At 67.3% G+C, this 22,074-nt stretch carries 17 protein-coding genes; all 17 read left to right on the top strand.

All coding sequences use genetic code 11. The annotated features are described in order from the left end of the window. The first annotated feature begins 57 nt into the window (after positions 1–57). Positions 58–1,326, top strand: a complete 1,269-nt coding sequence (urtA, locus tag QFZ83_RS04075; protein WP_013543023.1) for an urea ABC transporter substrate-binding protein — start codon at positions 58–60, stop codon at positions 1,324–1,326. A gap of 192 nt (positions 1,327–1,518) precedes the next feature. Next, positions 1,519–3,066: an urea ABC transporter permease subunit UrtB gene (gene urtB, locus QFZ83_RS04080; RefSeq protein ID WP_307502948.1), complete on the top strand. Its 1,548-nt coding sequence runs from the start codon at positions 1,519–1,521 to the stop codon at positions 3,064–3,066. Further along, positions 3,063–4,289 (top strand): urea ABC transporter permease subunit UrtC, encoded by a 1,227-nt coding sequence (urtC, locus tag QFZ83_RS04085; RefSeq protein WP_307502951.1) that lies wholly within the window; start codon positions 3,063–3,065, stop codon positions 4,287–4,289. The genes urtB and urtC overlap by 4 nt, the downstream gene beginning before the upstream one ends. Next, a complete protein-coding gene (gene urtD / locus QFZ83_RS04090) occupies positions 4,286–5,164 on the top strand; it encodes an urea ABC transporter ATP-binding protein UrtD (RefSeq protein WP_307502954.1) in 879 nt (292 codons plus the stop codon). Before urtC ends, urtD begins: the two co-directional genes overlap by 4 nt. Positions 5,165–5,180: 16 nt before the next feature. After that, complete coding sequence (gene urtE / locus QFZ83_RS04095; RefSeq protein ID WP_206175013.1) at positions 5,181–5,873, top strand: urea ABC transporter ATP-binding subunit UrtE; 693 nt, start codon at positions 5,181–5,183, stop codon at positions 5,871–5,873. 133 nt (positions 5,874–6,006) lie between these two features. After that, positions 6,007–7,269: an MFS transporter gene (locus tag QFZ83_RS04100; protein ID WP_306880796.1), complete on the top strand. Its 1,263-nt coding sequence runs from the start codon at positions 6,007–6,009 to the stop codon at positions 7,267–7,269. Between the two features lie 115 nt (positions 7,270–7,384). Further along, entirely contained in the window at positions 7,385–8,395 is a 1,011-nt protein-coding gene (locus tag QFZ83_RS04105) for an aldo/keto reductase (protein ID WP_307502959.1), read from the top strand. A 186-nt stretch (positions 8,396–8,581) separates the two neighbouring features. Continuing rightward, complete coding sequence (locus tag QFZ83_RS04110) at positions 8,582–10,054, top strand: efflux transporter outer membrane subunit (RefSeq protein WP_307502964.1); 1,473 nt, start codon at positions 8,582–8,584, stop codon at positions 10,052–10,054. A 4-nt stretch (positions 10,055–10,058) separates the two neighbouring features. Then, complete coding sequence (locus QFZ83_RS04115; RefSeq protein ID WP_307502967.1) at positions 10,059–11,270, top strand: efflux RND transporter periplasmic adaptor subunit; 1,212 nt, start codon at positions 10,059–10,061, stop codon at positions 11,268–11,270. Next, complete coding sequence (locus QFZ83_RS04120) at positions 11,267–14,440, top strand: efflux RND transporter permease subunit (protein WP_307502970.1); 3,174 nt, start codon at positions 11,267–11,269, stop codon at positions 14,438–14,440. Before QFZ83_RS04115 ends, QFZ83_RS04120 begins: the two co-directional genes overlap by 4 nt. Before the next feature lie 32 nt (positions 14,441–14,472). Continuing rightward, positions 14,473–15,180 (top strand): heavy metal response regulator transcription factor, encoded by a 708-nt coding sequence (locus tag QFZ83_RS04125; protein ID WP_307502975.1) that lies wholly within the window; start codon positions 14,473–14,475, stop codon positions 15,178–15,180. A gap of 5 nt (positions 15,181–15,185) precedes the next feature. Next, the gene (locus tag QFZ83_RS04130) at positions 15,186–16,571 is read left to right on the top strand and encodes a heavy metal sensor histidine kinase (protein ID WP_307512625.1); all 1,386 of its coding nucleotides are present in this window, start codon (positions 15,186–15,188) and stop codon (positions 16,569–16,571) included. Positions 16,572–16,689: 118 nt separating this feature from the next. Beyond that, on the top strand, positions 16,690–17,628 hold the full coding sequence (locus tag QFZ83_RS04135) for a DedA family protein/thiosulfate sulfurtransferase GlpE (RefSeq protein ID WP_307502977.1): 939 nt from the start codon (positions 16,690–16,692) through the stop codon (positions 17,626–17,628). A gap of 94 nt (positions 17,629–17,722) precedes the next feature. Next, positions 17,723–18,946, top strand: coding sequence for an MFS transporter (locus tag QFZ83_RS04140; RefSeq protein ID WP_307502980.1), 1,224 nt, complete (start codon positions 17,723–17,725; stop codon positions 18,944–18,946). Between the two features lie 92 nt (positions 18,947–19,038). Beyond that, positions 19,039–19,929 carry a hypothetical protein gene (locus QFZ83_RS04145; protein WP_307502982.1) on the top strand — a complete coding sequence of 297 codons (891 nt, stop codon included), beginning with the start codon at positions 19,039–19,041 and terminating at the stop codon, positions 19,927–19,929. Positions 19,930–19,993: 64 nt separating this feature from the next. Next, positions 19,994–21,358: a cache domain-containing protein gene (locus QFZ83_RS04150; protein ID WP_307502985.1), complete on the top strand. Its 1,365-nt coding sequence runs from the start codon at positions 19,994–19,996 to the stop codon at positions 21,356–21,358. Then, on the top strand, positions 21,355–22,041 hold the full coding sequence (locus QFZ83_RS04155) for a response regulator transcription factor (protein ID WP_307502988.1): 687 nt from the start codon (positions 21,355–21,357) through the stop codon (positions 22,039–22,041). Before QFZ83_RS04150 ends, QFZ83_RS04155 begins: the two co-directional genes overlap by 4 nt. Positions 22,042–22,074: the final 33 nt, after the last annotated feature.

The following is a 22,074-nucleotide window of genomic DNA, read 5'->3' on the forward strand; positions in this document are numbered from 1 at the left end:
TCCATCGCCAGACAAGCGTCGGCGACAAGGTTCAACCCAACCGGAGCAGGAGTCCACATGCAACGTCGTTTCACACTCAAGGCGCTCACCGCCGCCGTCGCGCTGGCCAGCATTTCTGCTGCGCCCGCATTCGCCGCCGACACCATCAAGGTCGGCGTGCTGCACTCGCTGTCGGGCACGATGGCCATTTCGGAAACCGTGTTGAAAGACACGGTGCTGATGGCCATCGACGACATCAACAAGAAGGGCGGCGTGCTGGGCAAGCAGCTGGAGCCGGTGGTGGTCGACCCGGCCTCCAACTGGCCGCTGTTCGCTGAAAAAACCAAGCAGTTGCTCGGCCAGGACAAGGTCTCGGTGATCTTCGGCTGCTGGACCTCGGTGTCGCGCAAGTCGGTGCTGCCGGTCGTTGAAGAAATGAACGGCCTGCTGTTCTACCCCGTGCAGTACGAGGGCGAAGAACTCTCCAAGAACGTGTTCTACACGGGCGCCGCGCCCAACCAGCAAGCCATTCCGGCGGTCGACTACCTGATGAGCAAGGAAGGCGGCGGCGCCAAGCGCTGGGTGCTGCTGGGCACCGACTACGTCTACCCCCGCACGACCAACAAGATCCTGCGCGCCTACCTCAAGAGCAAGGGCGTGGCTGACAAGGACATCGACGAGAAGTACACCCCCTTCGGTCACAGCGACTACCAGACCATCGTGGCCGACATCAAGAAGTTCTCGGCCGGCGGCAAGACGGCTGTGGTCTCGACCATCAACGGCGACTCCAACGTGCCCTTCTACAAGGAACTGGGCAATGCGGGCCTGAAGGCCAAGGACGTGCCGGTCGTCGCCTTCTCGGTGGGCGAGGAAGAACTGCGCGGCGTGGACACCAAGCCGCTGGTGGGCCACCTGGCGGCATGGAACTACTTCATGTCGATCAAGAACCCGACCAACACCGCGTTCATCAAGCAGTGGAGCGACTACGCCAAGGCCAAGAACATCGCCGGCCACAAGGACAAGCCGCTCACCAACGACCCGATGGAAGCCACCTGGATCGGCATCCACATGTGGAAGCAGGCGGTCGAGAAGGCCAAGTCGACCGACACCGACAAGGTGATCGCGGCCATGGCCGGCCAGACCTTCACGGCCCCCTCGGGCATCGTTTCGAAGATGGACGAGAAGAACCATCACCTGCACAAGAGCGTGTTCATCGGCGAGATCAAGGCCGACGGGCAGTTCAGCGTGGTTTGGAAGACGCCGGGTCCGGTGAAGGCGAAGCCCTGGAGCCCGTACATCGAAGGCAACGACAAGAAGCCGGATTACCCCGCTGGCAAGTCGATGTAATTCATCGACATCTCCCTTGCCTTGCTCCCTCTCCCCTCGGGGAGAGGGCGGGGGGGAGGGCAACGGCGGTCCATTTGGCCGCCGCACTCGTTTGGATGGCCCCAGGCCCTCACCCCACCCTCTCCCCAAGGGGAGAGGGGGCAACACGAATTCATGATGCTTCGACGAACCCTTCACTGCGCCTTCGCCGCCATGCTCTTCATGGCAACGGCCGTCCACGCGCTGACCGCCGACGAAGCCCGGGCCATCGCCTCCGGCGAATCCGAAGCCCGCATCGCCGCGCTCAACAAGGCCGTGCTCACCGCCGACGACAAGACAGCCGCGTTCATCCAGGCCATGTCCGATGACGCCGTGAAGTACACCGAAGACAAGGTCTTCGTGATGAAAGATGACAAGGGCTTCGACCCCGTCACCGGCGCCGAGCTGAAGGTGCCCGACACCGCCGAAGACGTCGTCAACAACAACCTCATGCGCGGCGCGCTCGATGCCGCGCAGGCCGCGCTCAAGCTCACGAGCAAAGACGACGCAGTGCGCGCCGAGGCCGCGCAGGCGCTCTTCAAGGAGCCGGACGAATCCCGCATCCCGATGGTCGAGAAGGCGCTGGCCGCCGAGACCAACCCGAAGATCAAGGCGCAGCTCGAACTCGTGCGCGCCGCCGGCATGCTCACCAGCGCCGACAAGGCCAAGCGCCTCGCTGCCGCCAAGGAACTGGGCGCCAACCGCAACCCCGACACCAAGCTACTGCTGAACCAGCGGCTGGCCGACGAGACCGAAGCCGACGTGAAGGCGGCGATTGCCGCCTCCATCGCCAACATCGACGGCGCGCTGGTCTGGGGCGACCGCATCAACGCCGTGTTCAGCGGCATCAGCCTGGGCTCGGTGCTGCTGCTCGCGGCGCTGGGCCTTGCCATCACCTATGGCCTGATGGGCGTCATCAACATGGCGCACGGCGAGCTGATGATGATCGGCGCCTATGCTACCTATGTGATGCAGGGCATCTTCCAGAAGTACTTTCCTGAGTCGATGTTCGGCTGGTACCTGGTCGCCGCGATTCCCGTGTCGTTCCTCGCATCGGCGCTGGTGGGCGCGGTGCTGGAGCGCGGCGTCATCCGCTTCCTCTACGGCCGGCCGCTGGAGACGCTGCTGGCCACCTGGGGCATCAGCCTGATGCTGCAGCAGCTCGTGCGCACGCTCTTCGGCGCGCAGAACGTCGGCGTGGAAAACCCCGGCTGGATGAGCGGCGGCTTCACCATGCTGAGCAACGTCACGCTGCCGTGGAACCGCATCTGCATCATCGTCTTCGCGGTGCTCGTGCTGCTCGCCATGGGCTGGCTGATCGGCAAGACGCGCCTCGGCCTCTTCGTGCGCGGCGTGACGCAGAACCGCCCGATCGCCTCGTGCATGGGCGTGAACACCGCGCGCATCGACACCTACGCCTTCGCGCTCGGCTCCGGCATCGCGGGTCTCGCGGGCTGCGCGCTGAGCCAGATCGGCAACGTCGGCCCCGACCTGGGCCAGAGCTACATCGTCGACAGCTTCATGGTGGTCGTGATGGGCGGCGTCGGCCAGCTCGCGGGCACCGTGTATGCGGCACTGGGGCTGGGCATTCTCAACAAGTTCATCGAAGGCTGGGCGGGCGCGGTGCTCGCGAAGATCGCGGTGCTTGTCTTCATCATCATCTTCATCCAGAAGCGGCCACAAGGCATCTTCGCAATGAAAGGCCGGAGCGCAGAGGCATGAGCAAGGTCGTACTACCTACCAAGGGTCCGCTGCTGAGCGGCAAGGGCTGGACGGCCGTCTTCGTCGCGCTGATCGTGGTGTGCGCGGTGGCGCCGGTGCTCAACATGGGGGTGCCCGCGGACAGCCCGCTGCACATGAGCGACTACGCCGTGGCGCTCGTCGGCAAGATCATGTGCTACGCCATCTGCGCGCTGGCCATGGACCTGATCTGGGGCTACACCGGCATCCTCTCGCTGGGCCACGGCCTCTTCTTCGCGCTCGGCGGCTACATGATGGGCATGTACCTCATGCGCCAGATCGGCCGCGACGGCAACTACAAGAGCGACCTGCCGGACTTCATGGTGTTCCTCGACTGGAAGACGCTGCCCTGGCACTGGACCTTCAGCGACAGCTTCATCGCCACGCTGATCCTCATCGTCGCGGTGCCGGGCCTGATCGCTTTCGTGTTCGGCTTCTTCGCCTTCCGCTCGCGCATCAAGGGCGTGTATTTTTCGATCATCACGCAGGCCATGACCTTCGCGGCGATGCTGCTCTTCTTCCGCAACGAGACGGGCTTCGGCGGCAACAACGGCTTCACCGATTTCAAGCGCATCCTGAACATCCCGATCGCCACGCAGGAGATGCGCATGACGCTCTTCGCGCTCACCGGCCTCACGCTGCTGGGCTTCTTCCTGTTCGCGAAGTGGCTCATCGGCAGCAAGTTCGGCCGCGTGCTGCAGGCCATCCGCGATGCGGAAACGCGCGTGATGTTCTCGGGCTACAACCCGCTGCCGTACAAGCTCACGATCTGGGTGATCTCGGCCGTGATGTGCGGCGTGGCCGGTGCGCTGTATGTGCCGCAGGTGGGCATCATCAACCCGGGTGAGATGAGTGCGGCGAATTCCATCGAGATCGCGATCTGGGCGGCCGTCGGCGGGCGCGCGAGCTTGATCGGGCCGATCATCGGTGCGTTCATCGTGAACGGCGCGAAGAGTTGGCTCACGGTCGCGTATCCCGAGTACTGGCTGTATTTCCTGGGCGCGCTGTTCATTGCTGTCACGCTGTTCCTGCCGAACGGCATCGTGGGTCTGGTGAAGAAGTGGTTGTCGCGCGAGAAGGCGGCGCCTGCCGCGCCGAGCGCAGGCCGCGAAGAAGCGCAACGCGCCATGGCCGCAGGGCAGGGCATGGAGCCCGAGGCGCTGCACGCCCCGCTCGCCGCCGACGTGAAGGGAGCCCGCGCATGACGCCCGACCTGATGGAAGCCGGCGCCGAGCGCGCCGCCCGCGCAAGCGGCATTCACTACGTGACCGGCAGCACCGAATCGGGCGGCCGCGAGGCCGGCTTCGGCCGCATCGCCACGCCGGGCGAGGTCGACGTCACGCACGGCCGCATCCTGTATCTCGAAGACGTGAGCGTGAGCTTCGATGGCTTCAAGGCGATCAACAAGCTCTCGCTGGACATCGCACCGGGCGAACTGCGCTGCATCATCGGCCCCAACGGCGCGGGCAAGACCACGATGATGGACATCATCACCGGCAAGACCCGGCCCGATTCGGGCACCGTGTTCTTCGGCAGCACCATCGACCTCTTGCGCCACCGCGAAGCCGACATCGCGCAGCTGGGCATCGGCCGCAAGTTCCAGAAGCCGACGGTGTTCGAGCACCTGACCGTGTTCGAGAACCTCGAGCTCGCGCTCAAGACCAACAAGGGCGTGCGCGCATCGATGCTGTTCAGGCTCGATTCGGCACAGAGCGATCGCCTCGCCGAAGTGCTGGAGACGATCCACCTGGCCGACAGCGTGTCGCGCCTGGCAGGCAACCTGAGCCACGGCCAGAAGCAGTGGCTGGAGATCGGCATGCTGCTGATGCAGGACCCGAAGCTGCTCCTGCTCGACGAGCCCGTGGCCGGCATGACCGATGAAGAAACAGCCCGCACTGCCGAACTCTTCCTCACGCTCAAGGGCAAGCATTCGCTGATGGTGGTGGAGCATGACATGAGCTTCATCCGCACCATCTCCGAGATCGTCACCGTGCTGTGCGATGGCTCCGTGCTCGCGCAGGGCACGCTCGACGAAGTGCAGGCCGACGAGCGCGTGATCGAGGTCTACCTGGGCCGCTGACGGAGGAACCAATGCCATGCTGACAGTCAAGAACATCCACCAGTACTACGGCGGCTCGCACATCCTCCGGGACGTTAGCTTCGAAGCCACGCTCGGCAAGGTCACCGTGCTGCTGGGCCGCAACGGCGTGGGCAAGACCACGCTGCTCAAGTCGCTGATGGGCCTCGTGCCCATCAAGAGCGGCAGCATCGAACTCGAAGGCAAGCCGATCCAGAAGGCCACGCCCTACGACAGGGCGAGGGCGGGCATCGGCTTCGTGCCGCAGGGCCGCGAGATCTTCGCAAGGCTCACTGTCGAAGAGAACCTGCGCATGGGCCTGGCCTACAAGAGCGGCAGCACGCCCATTCCGTCGGAGCTGTTCGAGCTGTTTCCGGTGCTCAAGCAGATGATCAACCGGCGGGGCGGCGACCTCTCGGGTGGGCAGCAACAGCAGCTGGCCATTGCGCGCGCCCTTGCGCCCAAGCCCAAGCTGCTGATCCTCGACGAGCCCACCGAGGGCATCCAGCCGAGCATCATCAAGGACATCGGCCGCGTCATCCGCATGCTGGCCGACCGCGGCGACATGGCCATCGTGCTGTGCGAGCAGTACTACGACTTCGCGCAGGAGCTGGCCGACGACTACCTCGTGATGGAACGCGGCGAGGTCATCGCGCGCGGCCTCGGCAAGGACATGGAAGCGCAGGGCGTGCGCCAGCTCGTGGCGATCTGATCGACCATCGGCAGGGCCTCGCGAGGCCTCGCCGATGCAGGGTCTTGGAATCTGCGTATCGGCTTCGATTGAGGGTTTACCCTAAAATCCGAGGCTGCCCGTCGCCGCCGGGCACCCTCCCAGGAGCCTGGCCTTGAACGCCTCCCCACCCGCGCTGGACAGCGCGGACACCGCCATTCCCGTTTCTCCTTCCCCGTCGTCGAAGCCCGTCAATTTTCTGCGGGCCGTGCTCGCACTCGGCGTCGGCGGCTTCGCCATCGGCACGGGCGAATTCGTGATCATGGGTCTCTTGCCCGAGGTCGCGCGCGACATCGATGTGAGCATTCCGCAGGCCGGCCACGTCATCAGCGCCTATGCGCTCGGCGTGGTCGTCGGCGCCCCGGTGCTCGCCGTGCTCGCGGCAGGGTGGGGCCGGCGCGCCTTGCTGATCGCGCTGATGGCCGTGTTCGCGGCCGGCAACTTTGCGAGCGCGATGGCGCCGGGCTACCTCTCGCTCAACCTGCTGCGCTTTGCCACCGGCCTGCCGCACGGCACCTACTTCGGCGTCGCCGCGCTCGTGGCCGCGACGCTCGCGCCGCCCGGACGCCGTGCGCGCGCCGTGGGCCTCGTGATGCTCGGCCTCACCGGCGCCACGCTGGTCGGCGTGCCCATCGCCGCATGGCTCGGCCAGTTCTTCGGCTGGCGCGCCGCCTTCGTGTTCGTCGGTTTGATCGCGCTGTTGGCCATCGTGCTCGTGCGCCGCGACGTGCCCGACATCGCCGCAGCGGCCGGTGCCAGCCCATGGCGCGAACTCGGCGCGTTCAAGCGCAAGCAGGTGTGGTTCACGCTCGGCATCAGCGCCATCGGCTTCGGCGGCATGTTCGCGGTGTTCAGCTACATCAAGCCCACGCTCACTGAAGTGGCCCACCTGTCGGTGCACAACGTGCCCTTCGTGCTCGCGCTGTTCGGCCTGGGCATGGTGACCGGCAACATCGTGGGCTCGCGCCTCGCGGACAAGTCACTGATGCGCACCATCGCCGGCGTGCTCGTGTATGCGGCGGTGGTGCTTGCGCTCTTCACCTTCGCGGCGCAGCACGTGGTCACGGCCGCCATCGGCGTGTTTCTCATCGGCACCACCGTGGCCATCGGCCCGGCCTTGCAGATCCGGCTGATGGACGTGGCCGGCGATGCGCAGACGCTCGCCGCCGCACTCAACCATTCGGCCTTCAACATGGCCAATGCGCTCGGCGCGTGGCTGGGCGGCGTGGCCATTTCGGCGGGCCTGGGCTGGACCTCGACCGGCTGGGTCGGCGCGCTGCTCGCGCTCGCGGGCATCGGCATCTTCGGCTGGGGCGTCATGAGTGCGCGGGCCGATGCGCGCCTGGGCGCCGTTCGGCGCGCGCCGAGCGCTTCATAGTCGGCCGGCGCGCACCTCGCGCGCCTGAAATCTCCGGTGCCTGCAGGATTGCGCGGCCGTGCCTATGATGGCCGCCGCCCCCCATCCTCCCTCATCTCCCTCGGAGCGCGCCCCCATGAGCATTCCCACCACCCGCCTCGGCCGCACGGGCCTCACCGTGTCGCGCCTCGCCCTCGGCACCATGACCTTCGGCCTGCAGACCGACGAGGCGGTTTCGCACCAGATCCTCGACAAGGCGGCCGAAGGCGGCATCAACTTCCTCGACACCGCCGATGTGTACCCGCTCGGCGGCACCGTCGAGACCACCGGCCGTACCGAAGAGATCATCGGCAACTGGCTCGAGAAGCAGGGCCCCGCGGGCCGCCGCCGCTTCGTCGTCGCCACCAAGGCGGTCAACAAGGTCGGCCCGAATCCCTGGGACCAGGGCGCATCGCGCAAGCACCTGCTGGACGCGATCGACCTCTCGCTCAAGCGGCTGAAGACCGACCACGTCGACCTGTACCAGCTCCACATGGACGACCGCGAGACGCCGCTCGAAGAGACGCTCGAGGCGCTCGACGTGATCGTGAAGTCGGGCCGCGCGCGCTACATCGGCGTGTCGAACTTCCTGGCGTATCGCCTGGCCCGCGCGCTCGGCAAGTCCGACCTGCACCGGTTCACGCGCTTCGTGTCGGTGCAGCCGCGCTACAGCCTGCTGTTCCGCGAGATCGAGCGCGAGCTGCTGCCGCTTGCGAGCGAAGAGGGGCTGGGCGTGATTCCCTACAACCCGCTGGCCGGCGGCCTGCTCACCGGCAAGTACAAGCCTGGTGCGAAGCCCGAGGAGAACACCCGCTTCACGCTCGGCACGGCCGGCGGCATGTACCAGGATCGCTACTGGAACGAGCGCAGCTTCAACACCGTGACGCAACTGCACAAGCTGGCCGACGAAGCGGGCGTGCCGCTCGCGACGCTGGCGGTGGCGTGGGTGATGGCGAACCCGCTGATCACCGCGCCGCTGCTCGGTGCAAGCCGGCCGGAGCAACTCGACGCGACGATTGCTGCGGCCGAGTACAAGCTCGATCCGGCGCTCAAGCAGAAACTCGACGAACTGACGGCGGAATACCGCAAGGGCGACGCACCGCGCTGAAGTGCATTGCTCCTTCCCCCTCTGGGGGAAGGCCGGGATGGGGGCAGGCAGAGCGCCCAAGGCGAGCGCCGTCGTGCCCCCACCCCAACCCTCCCCCAGCGGGGGAGGGAGCAAAACCGAAACTGTCAGAACTGTCAGTTAATCGACAGCGAAGGGTTTGAACCGGGTTCTTAGAGTGAACCCACCATGGTTCTCTTCGCCACTTCCCCTTCACCCAAAGCGACAGCCATCGCGCTGGCCGCACTGCTCCTCGCAGGCTGCGCCGTCGGCCCCGACTACGTCCGCCCGCAGATGGACGTCCCGGCCGCCTACAAGGAAACCGGCCCCTGGAAGACCGCGACACCGCAGCGCATCGACGCCAGCCATCCCTGGTGGGAGGCCTACGGCGACAGCACGCTGAGTGCGCTGGTCGTGCAGGCCAACACCGCCAACCAGAACATCCGCATCGCCGAAGCCCAATACCGCGAGGCACAGGCCATCGCGGCCGCGGCGCACGCGGGCTTCTTCCCGACCGTGGGCCTCGATGCAGGCGCCAACCGCGCGCAGACCAACAGCACCGGCGTCACGAAGCGCGCGACCACCGACACCCTCGGCCTCGCCGCCAGCTGGGAGCCCGACCTGTGGGGCGCCGTGCGCCGCTCCGTCGAGGCCGGCAATGCCGATGCGCAAGCCAGCGCCGATGACCTGGCCGGCGCCCGCCTCAGCATCCAGACCACGCTCGCGCAGGACTACCTGCAGATCCGCGTCATCGACCTGCAGCGCGACCTGTACGCCAGCACCACGGCCGCCTACGCCAAGGCGCTCGAACTCACGCAGCACCAGTACGCGGCCGGCACGGTGCTGCGCTCCGACGTGGCGCTCGCGGAAAGCCAGCTCAAGACCGCCGAAGCGCAGGCCGTCGACCTCGAAGCGCAGCGCAGCCAGCTCGAACACGCTGTCGCCGTGCTGACGGGACAGGCGCCCGCATCCTTCTCGCTGGCGCCGCTTGCCTCGTCTGCAGAGACGACGGCCGCATCGCTCTCGTCCACCGCCGCGCTGCGCGTGCAGTTACCCGTCACGCCCGCGGGCCTGCCTTCGGAACTGCTCGAACGCCGCCCCGACATCGCCGGCGCCGAGCGCCGCGTGCAGGCTGCCAACGCCAACATCGGCGTCGCCAAGGCCGCGTACTACCCGCAGATCGTGCTGAGCGCGAGCGGCGGCTTCAGCGCCGGCAACCTCGCTTCGCTCTTCAACACGCCCAGCCGCGTGTGGTCGCTCGGCGCGGCGCTCGCACAGACGGTGTTTGACGGGGGCTTGCGCAAGGCACACACCGACCAGGCCGTGGCCGCGTACGACGCCTCGGTCGCGCAGTACAAGCAGACCGTGCTCGGCGGCTTCCAGCAGGTCGAGGACAACCTCACGACGCTGCGTGTGCTCGACCGCGAATCCGCACTGCAGGCGCAGGCCGTGCAGGCCTCGCAACTGGCAGAGCGCCTGGCCTTGAGCCAATACCGCGCCGGCACTGCCACGTACCTCAGCGTGGTCACTGCGCAGCAGCTCTCGCTCACTAACCAACGCACCGCAGCGCAGGTGCTCGGCCGCCAGCTCGCGGCCAGCGTGTCGCTGATCGCGGCGACCGGCGGCGGCTGGATTGCAACCGATGCGACTTCCGGAAATTGATGCCATGACGACGACAACCTCAGCTCCTCTTCAGCGCCGCTCGACCTGGGTCGCGGCCGCCACGCTCGTGACCGTTCTAGGCGGTGGCGCCTGGGCGCTCACCCATCACAATGCTTTCGGCGCCAAGCCCGAAGCACCGAAGACGCCGCCGGTGCAGGTGACCACCGCGCGCGTCACGCCGCAGAACGTGCAGGTCTATCGCTCGGGCATCGGCACCGTCGCCTCGATGGCCACGGTCACCGTGAAGGCGCGCATCGACGGGCAGCTCGACAAGGTCGGCTTCACCGAAGGGCAGGACGTGAAGGCCGGCCAGCTGCTCGCGCAGCTCGACCCGCGCACGCTGCAGGCGCAGCTCGCGCAGGCAGAGGCCACCAAGGCGAAGGACGAGGCGCAGCTCGCCAACGCGCGCGCCGACCTGAAGCGCTACACCACGCTGATCGCGCAGGACGCCGCCACCCAGCAGCAGGTCGACACGCAAAAGGCTCTCGTCAACCAGCTCGCCGCCACCGTGCAGACCGACGCCGCGCAGGTGCAGTACGCCGAGGTGCAACTGAGCTTCACGCGCATCGTCTCGCCGATGAACGGCCGTGTCGGCGCGCGGCTGGTGGACCCGGGCAACATCGTTCATGCGGCCGACACCAACGGGCTGGTCGTCATCAACCAGATCGACCCCATCGCCGTGCAGTTCACGCTGCCCGAAGACTCTGTGCAGGACATCAACCGCGTGCAGCAGCAGCAGAGCAACCAGCCGCTCGCGGTGGTGGCCTACGACCGCGCCGGCAACCAGATGCTCGGCGCCGGCAAGCTGATCCTGCTGAACAACCAGATCGACACCGCCAACGGCACGGTGCAGCTCAAGGGCAGCTTCGCGAATCCGCAGCACACGCTGTGGCCCGGCCAGTACGTCAACGTGCGGCTCGACCTCGACCGCCGGCCCGATTCGCTGACCGTGCCCGCCGCCGCCGTGCAGCGCGGCCAGGACAGCACCTACATCTGGGTGGTCGATGCCGAGAACAAGGTCAACAACGTGCCGGTGCACGTGCTGCAGATCGCCGACGGCGTGGCCGTGATCGACAAGGGCCTCGCGGCCGACCAGCGCGTGGTGGTCGATGGGCAGTACAAGCTGCGCGCCGGCGCCACCATCGTCGAGCCGCCTCCCGTGGCGAAGACCGGTAGCGCCGCCCAGGTCGCGACCCGCACCGGGAGCGGCAATTGAGCATTTCCGCCGGATTCATCAAGCGCCCCATCGGCACCACGCTGCTCGCGCTGGCCATCCTCCTGGTCGGTGCGGCGGTGTTCCCGCTGCTGCCGGTGGCGCCGCTGCCGCAGGTCGACTTTCCGACGATCCAGGTGTCGGCCAACCTGCCGGGCGCGAGCCCGGAGACGATGGCCTCCAACGTGGCGCAGCCGCTGGAGCGGCAGTTCTCGCTCATCGCAGGCTTGTCGCAGATGACCTCGACCAGCGGCCTCGGCTCCACGCAGATCACGCTGCAGTTCGACCTGGACCGCAACATCGACGCCGCCGCGCTCGACGTGCAGGCGGCCATTACCGCCTCCACCGGCCAGCTGCCCGCCAACCTGCCGAGCCCGCCGAGTTTTCGCAAGGTGAACCCCGCCGATTCGCCGATCCTGATTCTCTCGGTGCAATCGAAGACGCTGCCGCTCACCGAGGTGAACGACTACGCCGACAACATCCTTGCGCAGCAGATCTCGCAGATCGCGGGCGTGGGCCTCGTCAACATCGGCGGCGCGCAGAAGCCCGCGGTGCGCGTGCAGCTCGACCCGGCCAAGCTGGCCGCGCTCGGCCTCAGCCTGGAAGACGTGCGCACGGTGCTCTCGTCGGCCACGGTGAATGCGCCCAAGGGCACCATCGACGGGCCGAACCAGAGCTTCACCGTCTACACGAACGACCAGTTGCTCAAGGCGCAGCCGTGGAACGACGTGATCCTGGCCTACCGCAACGGCGCGCCGATCCGCGTGCGCGACCTGGGCGTGGCCATCGACGGCTCCGAGAACGCCAAGATCGCCGGCTGGGCCTATGCGGGCGCGGCGGCACCCGAAGGCAACACCATCCAGAACGGCCGCTCCATCGTGCTGGCCATCACCAAGCAGCCGGGCGCGAACGTGATCGAGACGGTGGACCGCATCAATGCCGCCATGCCGCGCCTGAAGGCCTCGATTCCGCCGACCGTCGAAGTCAACGCGCTGGTCGACCGCACGCAGACCATCCGCGCCTCGGTGCTCGACGTGGAGTTCACGCTGCTGCTGACCATCGCGCTCGTGGTGGCGGTGATCTTCGTGTTCCTGCGCAACGTGCCGGCCACGCTCATCCCGAGCGTGACGGTGCCGCTCGCGCTGCTGGGCACGGTGGCGGTGATGTACCTGCTGGGCTACAGCCTGGACAACCTCTCGCTCATGGCGCTCACCATCGCGGTCGGCTTCGTGGTGGACGACGCCATCGTGATGCTGGAGAACATCTACCGCTACGTGGAGGAGGGCATGTCGCCGCTCGAGGCCGCGTACAAGGGCGCGGGCGAGATCGGCTTCACCATCATCTCGATTTCCGTGTCACTGATCGCGGTGTTCATTCCGCTGCTGCTCATGGGCGGCATCGTGGGACGGCTGTTCCGCGAGTTCGCGGTGACGGTCACGCTGACCATCGTGGTGTCGGTCGTCATCTCGCTCACGCTCACGCCGATGCTGTGCTCGCGCTTCCTGAAGAACGAGCATGCGCGCAAGCACGGCCGGCTCTACTTGTTGTTCGAGCGCGGCTTCGATGCGATGCTCAACGGCTACAAGCGCGGCCTGCACGTGGTGCTCGACCACCAGTTCATCACGCTGATGGTCTTCATCGCCACGGTGGCGGCCACGGGCTTCCTGTTCATGGTCATCCCCAAGGGCTTCTTCCCGCAGCAGGACACCGGCTTCATCTCGGGCTTTGCCGAGTCAGCGCAAGACGCATCCTTCGCCTCGATGAACGCGCGCATGCTGGAGCTGGCCGATGTGGTGCGCAAGGACCCGGACGTCTCCGCCTTCGGCATGAACGGCAGCTCGTCCACCTTCAACACCGGCAACTTCTACATCAACCTGAAGCCCAAGGACGAAGGCCGCACCGCGAGCGCCGACGAGATCATCACGCGCCTGCGCCCGCAACTGGCCAAGGTGCAGGGCGTGAACCTGTTCCTGCAGGCGGGGCAGGACATCCGCGTGGGCGGCCGCTCGTCGCGCACGCAGTACCAGTACACGGTGACCGACTCCAACCTGGACGAGCTCAACACCTGGGCGCCCAAGCTGCTCGCGCGCTTCCGGCAGATTCCCGAGATCACCGACCTGGCCTCCGACCAGCAGAACGCTGCCGCCTCGGCCGTGCTCACCATCGACCGCGACCGCGCATCGAGCTTCGGCATCTCGCCTGCGACCATCGACGCGACGTTGTACGACGCCATCGGCCAGCGTCAGGTGGCGCAGTACTTCACGCAGCTCAACAGTTACCACGTGGTGCTGGAGGTGACGCCCGCGCTGCAGCAAGATCCGGCGCTCTTCAGCAAGCTCTACCTCACTTCGCCGCTCACCGGCCAACAGGTGCCGCTCTCGACCTTCGTGAAGGTCGACACGAGCAAGACCGCGTACCTCTCGATCAGCCACCAGGGCCAGTTCCCGGCAGTGACGATCTCGTTCAACCTCGCGCCCGGCCATGCGCTGGGCGATGCGGTCAACGCCATCAACAAGGCGCAGGCCGAGATGGGCATTCCGCAGTCGCTGAGCGGCGCGTTCCAGGGCACGGCGCAGGCCTTCCAGGATTCGCTGTCGTCGCAGCCCTACCTCATCGCCGCGGCGCTGGTGGCGGTGTACATCGTGCTGGGCCTCCTGTACGAGAGCTACATCCACCCGCTCACGATTCTCTCGACGCTGCCATCGGCCGGCGTGGGCGCGCTGCTGATATTGATGGCGGGGGGCTACGACCTCAGCGTGATCGCGCTGATCGGCATCATCCTGCTCATCGGTATCGTGAAGAAAAACGGGATCATGATGATCGACTTCGCGCTCAAGGCCGAGCGCGAGCAGGGCATGGAGCCGAAGGAGGCGATCTACCAGGCGTGCCTCTTGCGCTTCCGCCCGATCATGATGACCACGATGTGCGCGCTGCTCTCGGGCCTGCCGCTGATGCTGGGCCACGGCTCGGGCTCCGAACTGCGCCGGCCGCTGGGCTACGCGATGGTCGGCGGGCTGATACTCTCGCAGGCGCTCACCTTGTTCACCACGCCGGTGGTCTACCTGTACCTGGACCGCGCCCACTTCTGGTACCTGCGCCGCAAGGAAGCGCGCAAGGCCCGCAAGGCAGCCCGGGCCGGCGAGACCCCACCAGTGGCCGAGGCGCACGGATAGATCGCCGTTCGAACGGAGCGAGACAAAAAGAAATGAAGATCCTGATTGTCGAAGACGAACTGAGAACCGCCGACTACCTCAGCAAAGGCCTGACCGAGCAGGGCTGCACGGTCGACGCGGCGCACAACGGCATCGACGGCCAGCACCTCGCGCTCACCCACGACTACGACGTGATCGTGCTCGACGTGATGTTGCCGGGGCAGGACGGTTTCGCGGTGCTGCGCGCATTGCGCGCCGTGAAACAGACGCCGGTCATCATGCTCACCGCGCGTGACCGCGTCGAAGACCGCATCAAGGGCCTGCACGAAGGCGCGGACGACTACCTCGTCAAGCCTTTCTCGTTCCTCGAACTGCTGGCCCGCCTGCAGGCTCTGAACCGGCGCGGGCGCAAGCAAGAGCCGGTGCAGTTGCGCATCGCCAACCTGCAGGTCGACCTGCTCGCGCGCAAGGCCTTCCGCGGAAGCACGCGCATCGACCTCACGGCCAAGGAGTTCGCGCTGCTCGCGGTGCTCGCGCGCCGCCAGGGCGAAATTCTCTCGAAGACCGCCATCGCCGAGCTGGTGTGGGACATGAACTTCGACAGCAACACCAACGTGGTCGAGGTGGCGATCAAGCGGCTGCGCGACAAGATCGATGCGCCCTTCAGCCCCAAGCTCCTGCACACGATCCGCGGCATGGGCTACGTGATGGAGTTGAGGGACGCGGAGAGCGAAGCCCAAGGGGAGGGCGGCGCCCTGTGAAGCTCGTGAAGGGCTCCATCACCGTGCGGCTGGTGGCGATGTTCGCGGCGGCGGCGCTCGCCACCTTCGCGCTCATCGGCGCCGCGCTGCACGGCGTGCTGGTGCGCGAGCTGGAACGCCACCAGTACGAAGAGCTCGACACCACCCTGAAGAGCCTGCAGTACTGGATCGGCGCCATCGGCACCGCCGACCGCTGGTCGCGCGTGCAGGCCCGCATGGATGCGCTCACGCCCGAAGACGGCAGCGTGCGCTTTTGGGTGCTGAGCGACGACCCGCGCTTCCAGTACGGCAAGGGCCTGGCCGAGCTCGATGGCCTCACCCGCGAAGCCAACGGCCGCAGCAGCAGCATCCTGCTGCCGGGGCAGGAGCGACCCTTCCGCACGCTCTCTGTCCACATCCCGCCGTTCGAGGGCCGGCCGGCGGTGCGGCTCATCGTGGGGCGCAACTCGGAGCCCTACGAGCGCACCCGCAAGACCTTTTTGAGCGCGCTGTTGATGCTCGGGCTCGGCGGCGTGCTGGTGGTGGTGCTGGCGGGCTACTGGATCGCGCGGGTCGGGCTCAGGCCGCTGGAGCGCCTGTCGGGCGAAGCGCAGGCGCTGCGGCCCAAGACGCTGTCGCAGCGCTTGCAGACGACGGCGCTGCCGGTCGAACTCTCCGCGCTCGCCGAGGCCTTCAACGGCGCGCTCAGCCGGCTCGAAGAGGCGTACGGCCAGCTCGAGGCCTTCAACGCCGACGTGGCGCACGAACTGCGCACGCCGCTGGCCAACCTCATCGGCAGCACGCAGGTGGCGCTGTCGCGCCAGCGCAGCGCGGGCGACTTCGAAGAGGTGCTGCAGGCCAACCTGGAAGACCTGGAGCGGCTGCGCTCCATCGTCAACGACATGCTCTTTCTCGCGCGCGCCGACCGCGGCGAAGTGGCCACCGGGCTGGTGCTCACGCCCGTGGCGCTGGAGGTGCGCAAGACCATCGATTTCTTCGAGTTCGTGCTGGACGAGAGCCGCACGCAGGTCGGCATCGCGGGCGACGTGCAGGCCGAGGCGCGGCTGGAGAGCGCGCTGTTCCGCCGCGCGATGTCGAACCTGCTGCAGAACGCCATCGAACACTCGCCGCCGGGCGCGCAGATCACCGTCACGCTGCGCGAAGAACCTGCGGCGACCTGGATCGCTGTGTCGAACCCCGGCGCGGCCATCGACGAGGCGCACCTGCAGCACCTGTTCGACCGCTTCTATCGCGTCGACGCTGCCCGCAACGACGGCGGCGGCGAGCACCACGGCCACGGGCTGGGCCTGGCCATCGTGAAGGCGGTGGCGAGCATGCATGGCGGGCAGGTCGGCGCGTCGAGCGAGGGCGGGGTGAACACCTTCGCTTTCAGCGTCTCGCGGACCGGCTGAAACGGCGTTCTCGAATGGCCCGTGCCCGGTACGTTCTTGGACCATGCCGGACAATCGGGGCTCGCATGAACCCCGCTCCCACCCCGCAACTGCTTCGCGCATCGACCGAAAGGCTGGCATGGCACAGCTGATGTCGCTGCTGGTGCAGAACGCGATCCTGGTGGTGTTCGTCGCCAGCTTCGCGGCCCGTCTCGGGCTGCCGGTGCCGGCGGCCGCGGTGCTGGTGGTCACGGGCGCGCTGCTCGCGGCGGGCGATGTGTCGGTCATCGGCGTGGTGCTCGCCGCGGTCGTTGCCAACCTGTTGGGCGACGGCGCCTGGTTCTATGCGGGCCGGCGCTTCGGCTACCGCTTCATGCGGCTCCTGTGCCGCATCTCGCTGTCGCCAGACTCCTGCGTGCGGCGCGGCGAATCGCTCATCACCGACTGGGGCGGCCTGTCGCTCGTCGCGGCCAAGTTCGTGCCCGGCGTCTCGGTGGTCGCGCCGCCGATGGCGGGGGCGCTGGGCATGTCGGTGCGGCGCTTCGTCGGCTTCGACGTGGGCGCCGCGCTCATCTGGACGGGCCTCTTCCTCGGCCTCGGCTGGGCCTTCCGCGACCAGATTCAGGAAGTGCTCGCCGTGCTCGCCCAGGCCGGCGGCATCGCCACGGCCGCGATCGCGGTGCTGCTGCTGGTGATCCTCGCCGTGCGCTACTGGCGCCGCCGCGCTTTCATGCGGCTCACCGGCATGCCGCGCATCTCGGTCGAGGAACTGCACGAACTCTTGAGCGGCGAGGAGCCGCCGTTGATCATCGACGTGCGCGGCAAGGCCGGCGTGCAGGTCGATCCGCGCCGCATTCCGGGTGCGCTGCCGTACACGCTCAAGGCGCTGCAGCACCGCCACCTCGACCTCGCGATCGATCCGAACCGCGACGTGGTGCTGTACTGCAATTGCCCCAATGAAGTGTCGGCCGCACAGGCCGCGCGCGTGCTGCTGGCGCGCGGTGCGCGGCGCGCCTTGCCGCTCACCGGCGGGCTCGACGCGTGGGTCGCATCGGGCCGTCCGACCAGCCTGCACTGATCGGGCTTGCGCCTGCAGAAACCGGACCTGCGTGCTATGGTCAGCCGGCTTCGGGTTAACCCCTAAGTCGGCCCTCTCTCGAACGGGATTCCTCGTGTCTTCTTCTTCCAATGCTTCCCATCCGCCCGCGGCCGGCCTCACGCCCGCGCTGACCTTCGTCTTCGCCGTGGCCTGCGGCCTGTGCGTGGCCAACATCTACTACGCGCAGCCGCTGATCGGCCCGATCTCCGACGCACTGGAGCTCCATGCGGGCCTGGCCGGCTTGATCATGACGCTGACCCAGCTCGGCTACGGTGCAGGCCTGTTGCTGCTGGTGCCGCTGGCCGACGTGGTCGAGAACCGGCGCCTGATCGTCGCCGCACTGTTCGGCGCGGTCATCGGCTTGGCAGGCATCGCGCTCTCGAACTCGGCCGTGACTTTTCTAGCGGCGTCCTTCATGGTCGGCGCCTGCGCGGTCGCGGCGCAGGTGCTGCTGCCCTTTGCCTCGCACCTCGCGCCCGAGGCCACGCGCGGCAAAGTGGTCGGCAACATCATGGCGGGGCTGCTGGGCGGGATCATGCTGTCGCGCCCGTTCGCCAGCATGGTGGCCGCGAGCCTGGGCTGGCGCGCGCTGTTCTGGATCTCGGCCGTGCTCATGGCCACGCTCATCGCCGTGCTGTGGCGCGTACTGCCCGAGCGCCGGCCGCATGCGTCGATCGGCTATGCGCGCACCATGGCGTCGCTGCCGGGCATCGTGTGGAACACGCCGCTGCTGCGCCGCCGCGGCTGGTACCAGGGGATGATGTTCGCGGCCTTCCAGGCGTTCTGGACAGCCGTGCCGCTGGCACTGGTGCATGAGTTCGGGATGGGGCAGCGCGGCATCGGCCTGTTCGCGCTGGCCGGTGCGGCGGGGGCGCTGCTGGCACCGGTGGCTGGTCGACTCGCCGACCGTGGTTTGACGCGGCCTGCGACGGGCGCGGCCATCGTCGTCGCGCTGTTGTCGTTCGTGCTCGGCGCCGTGTCGATGCACTTCCATTCGCTGGCCGGACTGGTCGCGGCCGGCATCCTGCTCGATGGGGCGGTGCAGCTGTGCCAGGTGCTGAACTTTCGAAGCCTTTTCATGCTGGCGCCCGAACTGCGCGGTCGGCTCAATGGCCTTTTCATGACGTTCATCTTCATCTGCGCGGCAGTGGCGTCGGGCATTGCGGCGGCGGTGTATGCCTTCCACGGCTGGACGGGGTTGTGCCTGCTCGGCGGCGGCTTTGTCTCGCTGGCCCTGCTGCTGTATCTCACCGAATTTCGCCGACAGCCCGTGGCCGTGGCCGCCAGCATTCGATGAGCTCACCGGTTTTTTCACGGCGCATCCAGGTCACCCAGCCCGACGCGAGCGGTATCTGGCCCATCCTGTCGCTGTGCGCGGCCTACACCGCATTGATCGGTGTCGCGGCCGCGTGGCTGTTGGACCCGGATGCAACGGGCTGGTACATCGCGCTGGGCATGGTGGGCATGATCGGGTTCCTCGCCGCGTGGCTGGTCGGGCTGGTGTTCGTCGTGCGCGCATGGATCTGGGTCGAAACCCATTGGCTGCGCCCTGAGAAAAGCCGACCGAAACCGTTCAATGAAAACACCCAGGTCGACATCGGCGAGGAAGGCTTCTCGGTGCAAGGGCTCGGCCGCGTCGAATGGATCGACGTACTGGGCATCGAGGCGATTCCCGACAGCGACAACTACCTGATCGTTCACACACGGCCATTCAGGAAGCTGATGCTGACGGCGCCTGTCGATGAACTCGTGCCGGTCATCAACCACTACCTCGCGCTGAGAACCCATGCCGAGGCGATGCCCAAGGGCACCGTGCAAAGCCGCGCCATGCTTTTTTGCTGGCGGTGTTTTCTTGCCTGGGTCTGGGCGGGATACGCGCTGGCGGGCGCCGCGGGTATCGCGCTGCTGCTCAATGCATCCGACGCGGGATTCCTGAAGACCATGGTGGGGCTCTGCGTGTTCATGCCGATGGTCGCCTGGCTGGTCTGGACCATCCCTTTCTCGCGGATCAGCCTCTTTTCGCGTTCGCGGGTGCGCGCCTTCCAGCTCGACAACACGCAGTTGCGCAGCATCGACGGAGATTGGCAAGTCGACTTGCGGCAGGCCCAGGTCAGTCATCGCCGTGCCAGCGGCATCGGCTACGAATTCGACTTTCTCGCCATCCGGCCAAAGGCGGGAAAGCGCCTCGATCTCCTGCTGGAAGGCGGGGCTGATCAAGAGGCGCTTCTGGAGGCCTTGAGCGAGCGCGGTCTTCTGCCACGCGAGACCCCCGAACGCTAGACGCGCTCGGGCAGCGGCGCCGCAGAACGGTCCTGCTGCCACCCGGTGGTAGCCTTCCCACCCCATGAACCTCCGCACCAAGATCGTCGCGCTGGCCGTCGCCCCGCTGCTCGTCGCACTGGTGCTCGTGGCGCTTGCGGTGCGCCACCAGGAGCACGACCTCGCGCAGCGCGAGCGCGCCCTCATCGAGCGCAGCTACATGGCACAGCGCCGCAGCGAACTGCGCAGCTACGTCGAGCTGGCCGTGAGCAACCTGCGCCCGCTGTACGACTCGGGCCTGGACGACGAGGCCACCCGCAACGAAGCCCTGCGCCGCCTGGCCGCGCTCGACTATGGCGACGACGGGTACTTCTTCGTGTACGACCTGGAGGGCAATTCCCTCATGCATTCGCGCCAGCCCGAGCTGGTCGGCCAGAACCTCTGGAACATGCGCGATTCGCACGGCCGCTTCACCATCCAGGATCTCATCAAGGGCGCGAAGGAAAACGGCGGCGGCTACGTCGAGTACGAATGGCGCAAGCCATCGAGCGCGCAGATGGCGCCCAAGCTCGGCTACGTGACGGCACTGCCGCGCTGGAACTGGATGGTCGGCACGGGCCTGTACCTGGACGACATCGAGTCGACCATGGACGCGCTCGACAAGCAGATGAATGCCAACGTTACCGCCACGCTGCTGTGGATCGCCGGCATCGCGGCGCTGTGCCTCGGCGTGGTGAGCGCGGCCGGCGTGTTTTTGAACCTGAGCGAGCACCGCGTGGCCGAAGCCAAGCTGCGGCTGCTCGCGCGGCGTGTGGTGCAGTCGCAGGAAGAAGAGCGCGGCCACCTTGCGCGTGAGCTGCACGACGGCACGAGCCAGACGCTGGTGTCGGCCAAGCTGTTGATCGAATCGGCCGTCGATGCGCTCGGCCGCGACCACCAGCCGGCGCCGCCCGCGCTCGGCAAGGCGCTGCAGCGGCTCAACGATTCGCTCACTGAAGTGCGCCGCATCTCGCACCGCCTGCGCCCCGCTCTGCTCGACACGCTGGGCTTGCCCGCCGCGCTGGAACGGCTGGGGCACGAGTTCGGGGAGGAGGGCAGCGTCGATGCGTCCATCATGGTCGAGGGAGAGCCTTTCGAGCTGTCGCAGGAGACCAAGACCGCGCTCTTCCGCGTGACGCAGGAGGCGCTCACCAACGTGCGCAAGCATGCCGAGGCGCATCGCGTGCACATCTCGCTGGGCTTCAACGAAGAGGCCGTGCGGTTGGAGGTGAGCGACGACGGCGTGGGCTTCGACGTCGAGGCGATGCAGCTCGACCCGCGCCACGGCATCGGCCTTCGCAACATGCGCGAGCGCATCGAGGCGATCGGCGGGCGCCTGGTGATGCGCTCGGGCCGCGGCCACACATCCATCGTGGCCGAAGTGCCGGCCCGCAGCGCGAGGCCCGAATGACGACAACAGCAGCACCAGCAACAACGGCGCCGCAGCCGCCCAGGCCCATCCGCCTCTTCCTCGTGGACGACCATCCGCTGGTGCGCGACGGCCTGCGCGCGCGCCTGGGCGCCATGCCCAACCTGGAGATCGTCGGGGAGGCCGGCAGCGGCGCCGAGGCGCTCGCGCTCATCGACACGGTGCGGTGCGACCTCATGCTGGTCGATGTCGGCATGAAGGACATGAACGGCATCGACCTCGCCGCGCTGGTGCTGCAACGCGATCAACAACCATCACATCCAGCGCCGCACATCGTGATGCTCAGCATGTACGACAACCCCGAATACGTGCAGAAGGCGATGCAGGTGGGCGCGCGCGGCTATGTGCTCAAGGACGCGCCCGCGGCCGAGATCGTGGCCGCCATCGAGGCGGTGTCGGCGGGCGGCACCTTCCTGAGTCCGGCCGTGTCGAAGAAACTCTTTCGCAACCAGGCGCCGCGGCCGCTGCTCACGCCGCGCGAGAGCGAGATCCTCACCGCGCTCGGCAGGGGAGAATCGAGCAAGCAGATTGCGCGCGACCTGTCTTTGAGCGTGCGCACGGTGGAGGCGCACCGCCAGAGCATCAAGCGGCGGCTGGGCATCGAAGGGCAGGCGGAACTCATCAAGTACGCGGTGGAGCACGCACGGGAGTTCGGGAAGGGGTGAGGGATGCCATGCGACAACGCCACCGAGCGCTCG

Source organism: Variovorax sp. W1I1 (assembly GCF_030815625.1).
GTDB classification, from domain to species: Bacteria; Pseudomonadota; Gammaproteobacteria; order Burkholderiales; family Burkholderiaceae_C; genus Variovorax; species Variovorax paradoxus_C.

Excerpts from the sequence above, each read along its gene's own strand:
- urtD (WP_307502954.1), top strand. The coding sequence starts at position 4,286 with ATGACGCCCGACCTGATGGAAGCCGGCGCCGAGCGCGCCGCCCGCGCA.
- QFZ83_RS04150 (WP_307502985.1), top strand. The coding sequence starts at position 19,994 with ATGAACCTCCGCACCAAGATCGTCGCGCTGGCCGTCGCCCCGCTGCTC.
- QFZ83_RS04110 (WP_307502964.1), top strand. The coding sequence starts at position 8,582 with ATGGTTCTCTTCGCCACTTCCCCTTCACCCAAAGCGACAGCCATCGCG.
- QFZ83_RS04105 (WP_307502959.1), top strand. The coding sequence starts at position 7,385 with ATGAGCATTCCCACCACCCGCCTCGGCCGCACGGGCCTCACCGTGTCG.
- urtE (WP_206175013.1), top strand. The coding sequence starts at position 5,181 with ATGCTGACAGTCAAGAACATCCACCAGTACTACGGCGGCTCGCACATC.
- urtA (WP_013543023.1), top strand. The coding sequence starts at position 58 with ATGCAACGTCGTTTCACACTCAAGGCGCTCACCGCCGCCGTCGCGCTG.
- QFZ83_RS04155 (WP_307502988.1), top strand. The coding sequence starts at position 21,355 with ATGACGACAACAGCAGCACCAGCAACAACGGCGCCGCAGCCGCCCAGG.
- urtC (WP_307502951.1), top strand. The coding sequence starts at position 3,063 with ATGAGCAAGGTCGTACTACCTACCAAGGGTCCGCTGCTGAGCGGCAAG.
- QFZ83_RS04125 (WP_307502975.1), top strand. The coding sequence starts at position 14,473 with ATGAAGATCCTGATTGTCGAAGACGAACTGAGAACCGCCGACTACCTC.
- QFZ83_RS04115 (WP_307502967.1), top strand. The coding sequence starts at position 10,059 with ATGACGACGACAACCTCAGCTCCTCTTCAGCGCCGCTCGACCTGGGTC.
- QFZ83_RS04135 (WP_307502977.1), top strand. The coding sequence starts at position 16,690 with ATGGCACAGCTGATGTCGCTGCTGGTGCAGAACGCGATCCTGGTGGTG.
- urtB (WP_307502948.1), top strand. The coding sequence starts at position 1,519 with ATGCTCTTCATGGCAACGGCCGTCCACGCGCTGACCGCCGACGAAGCC.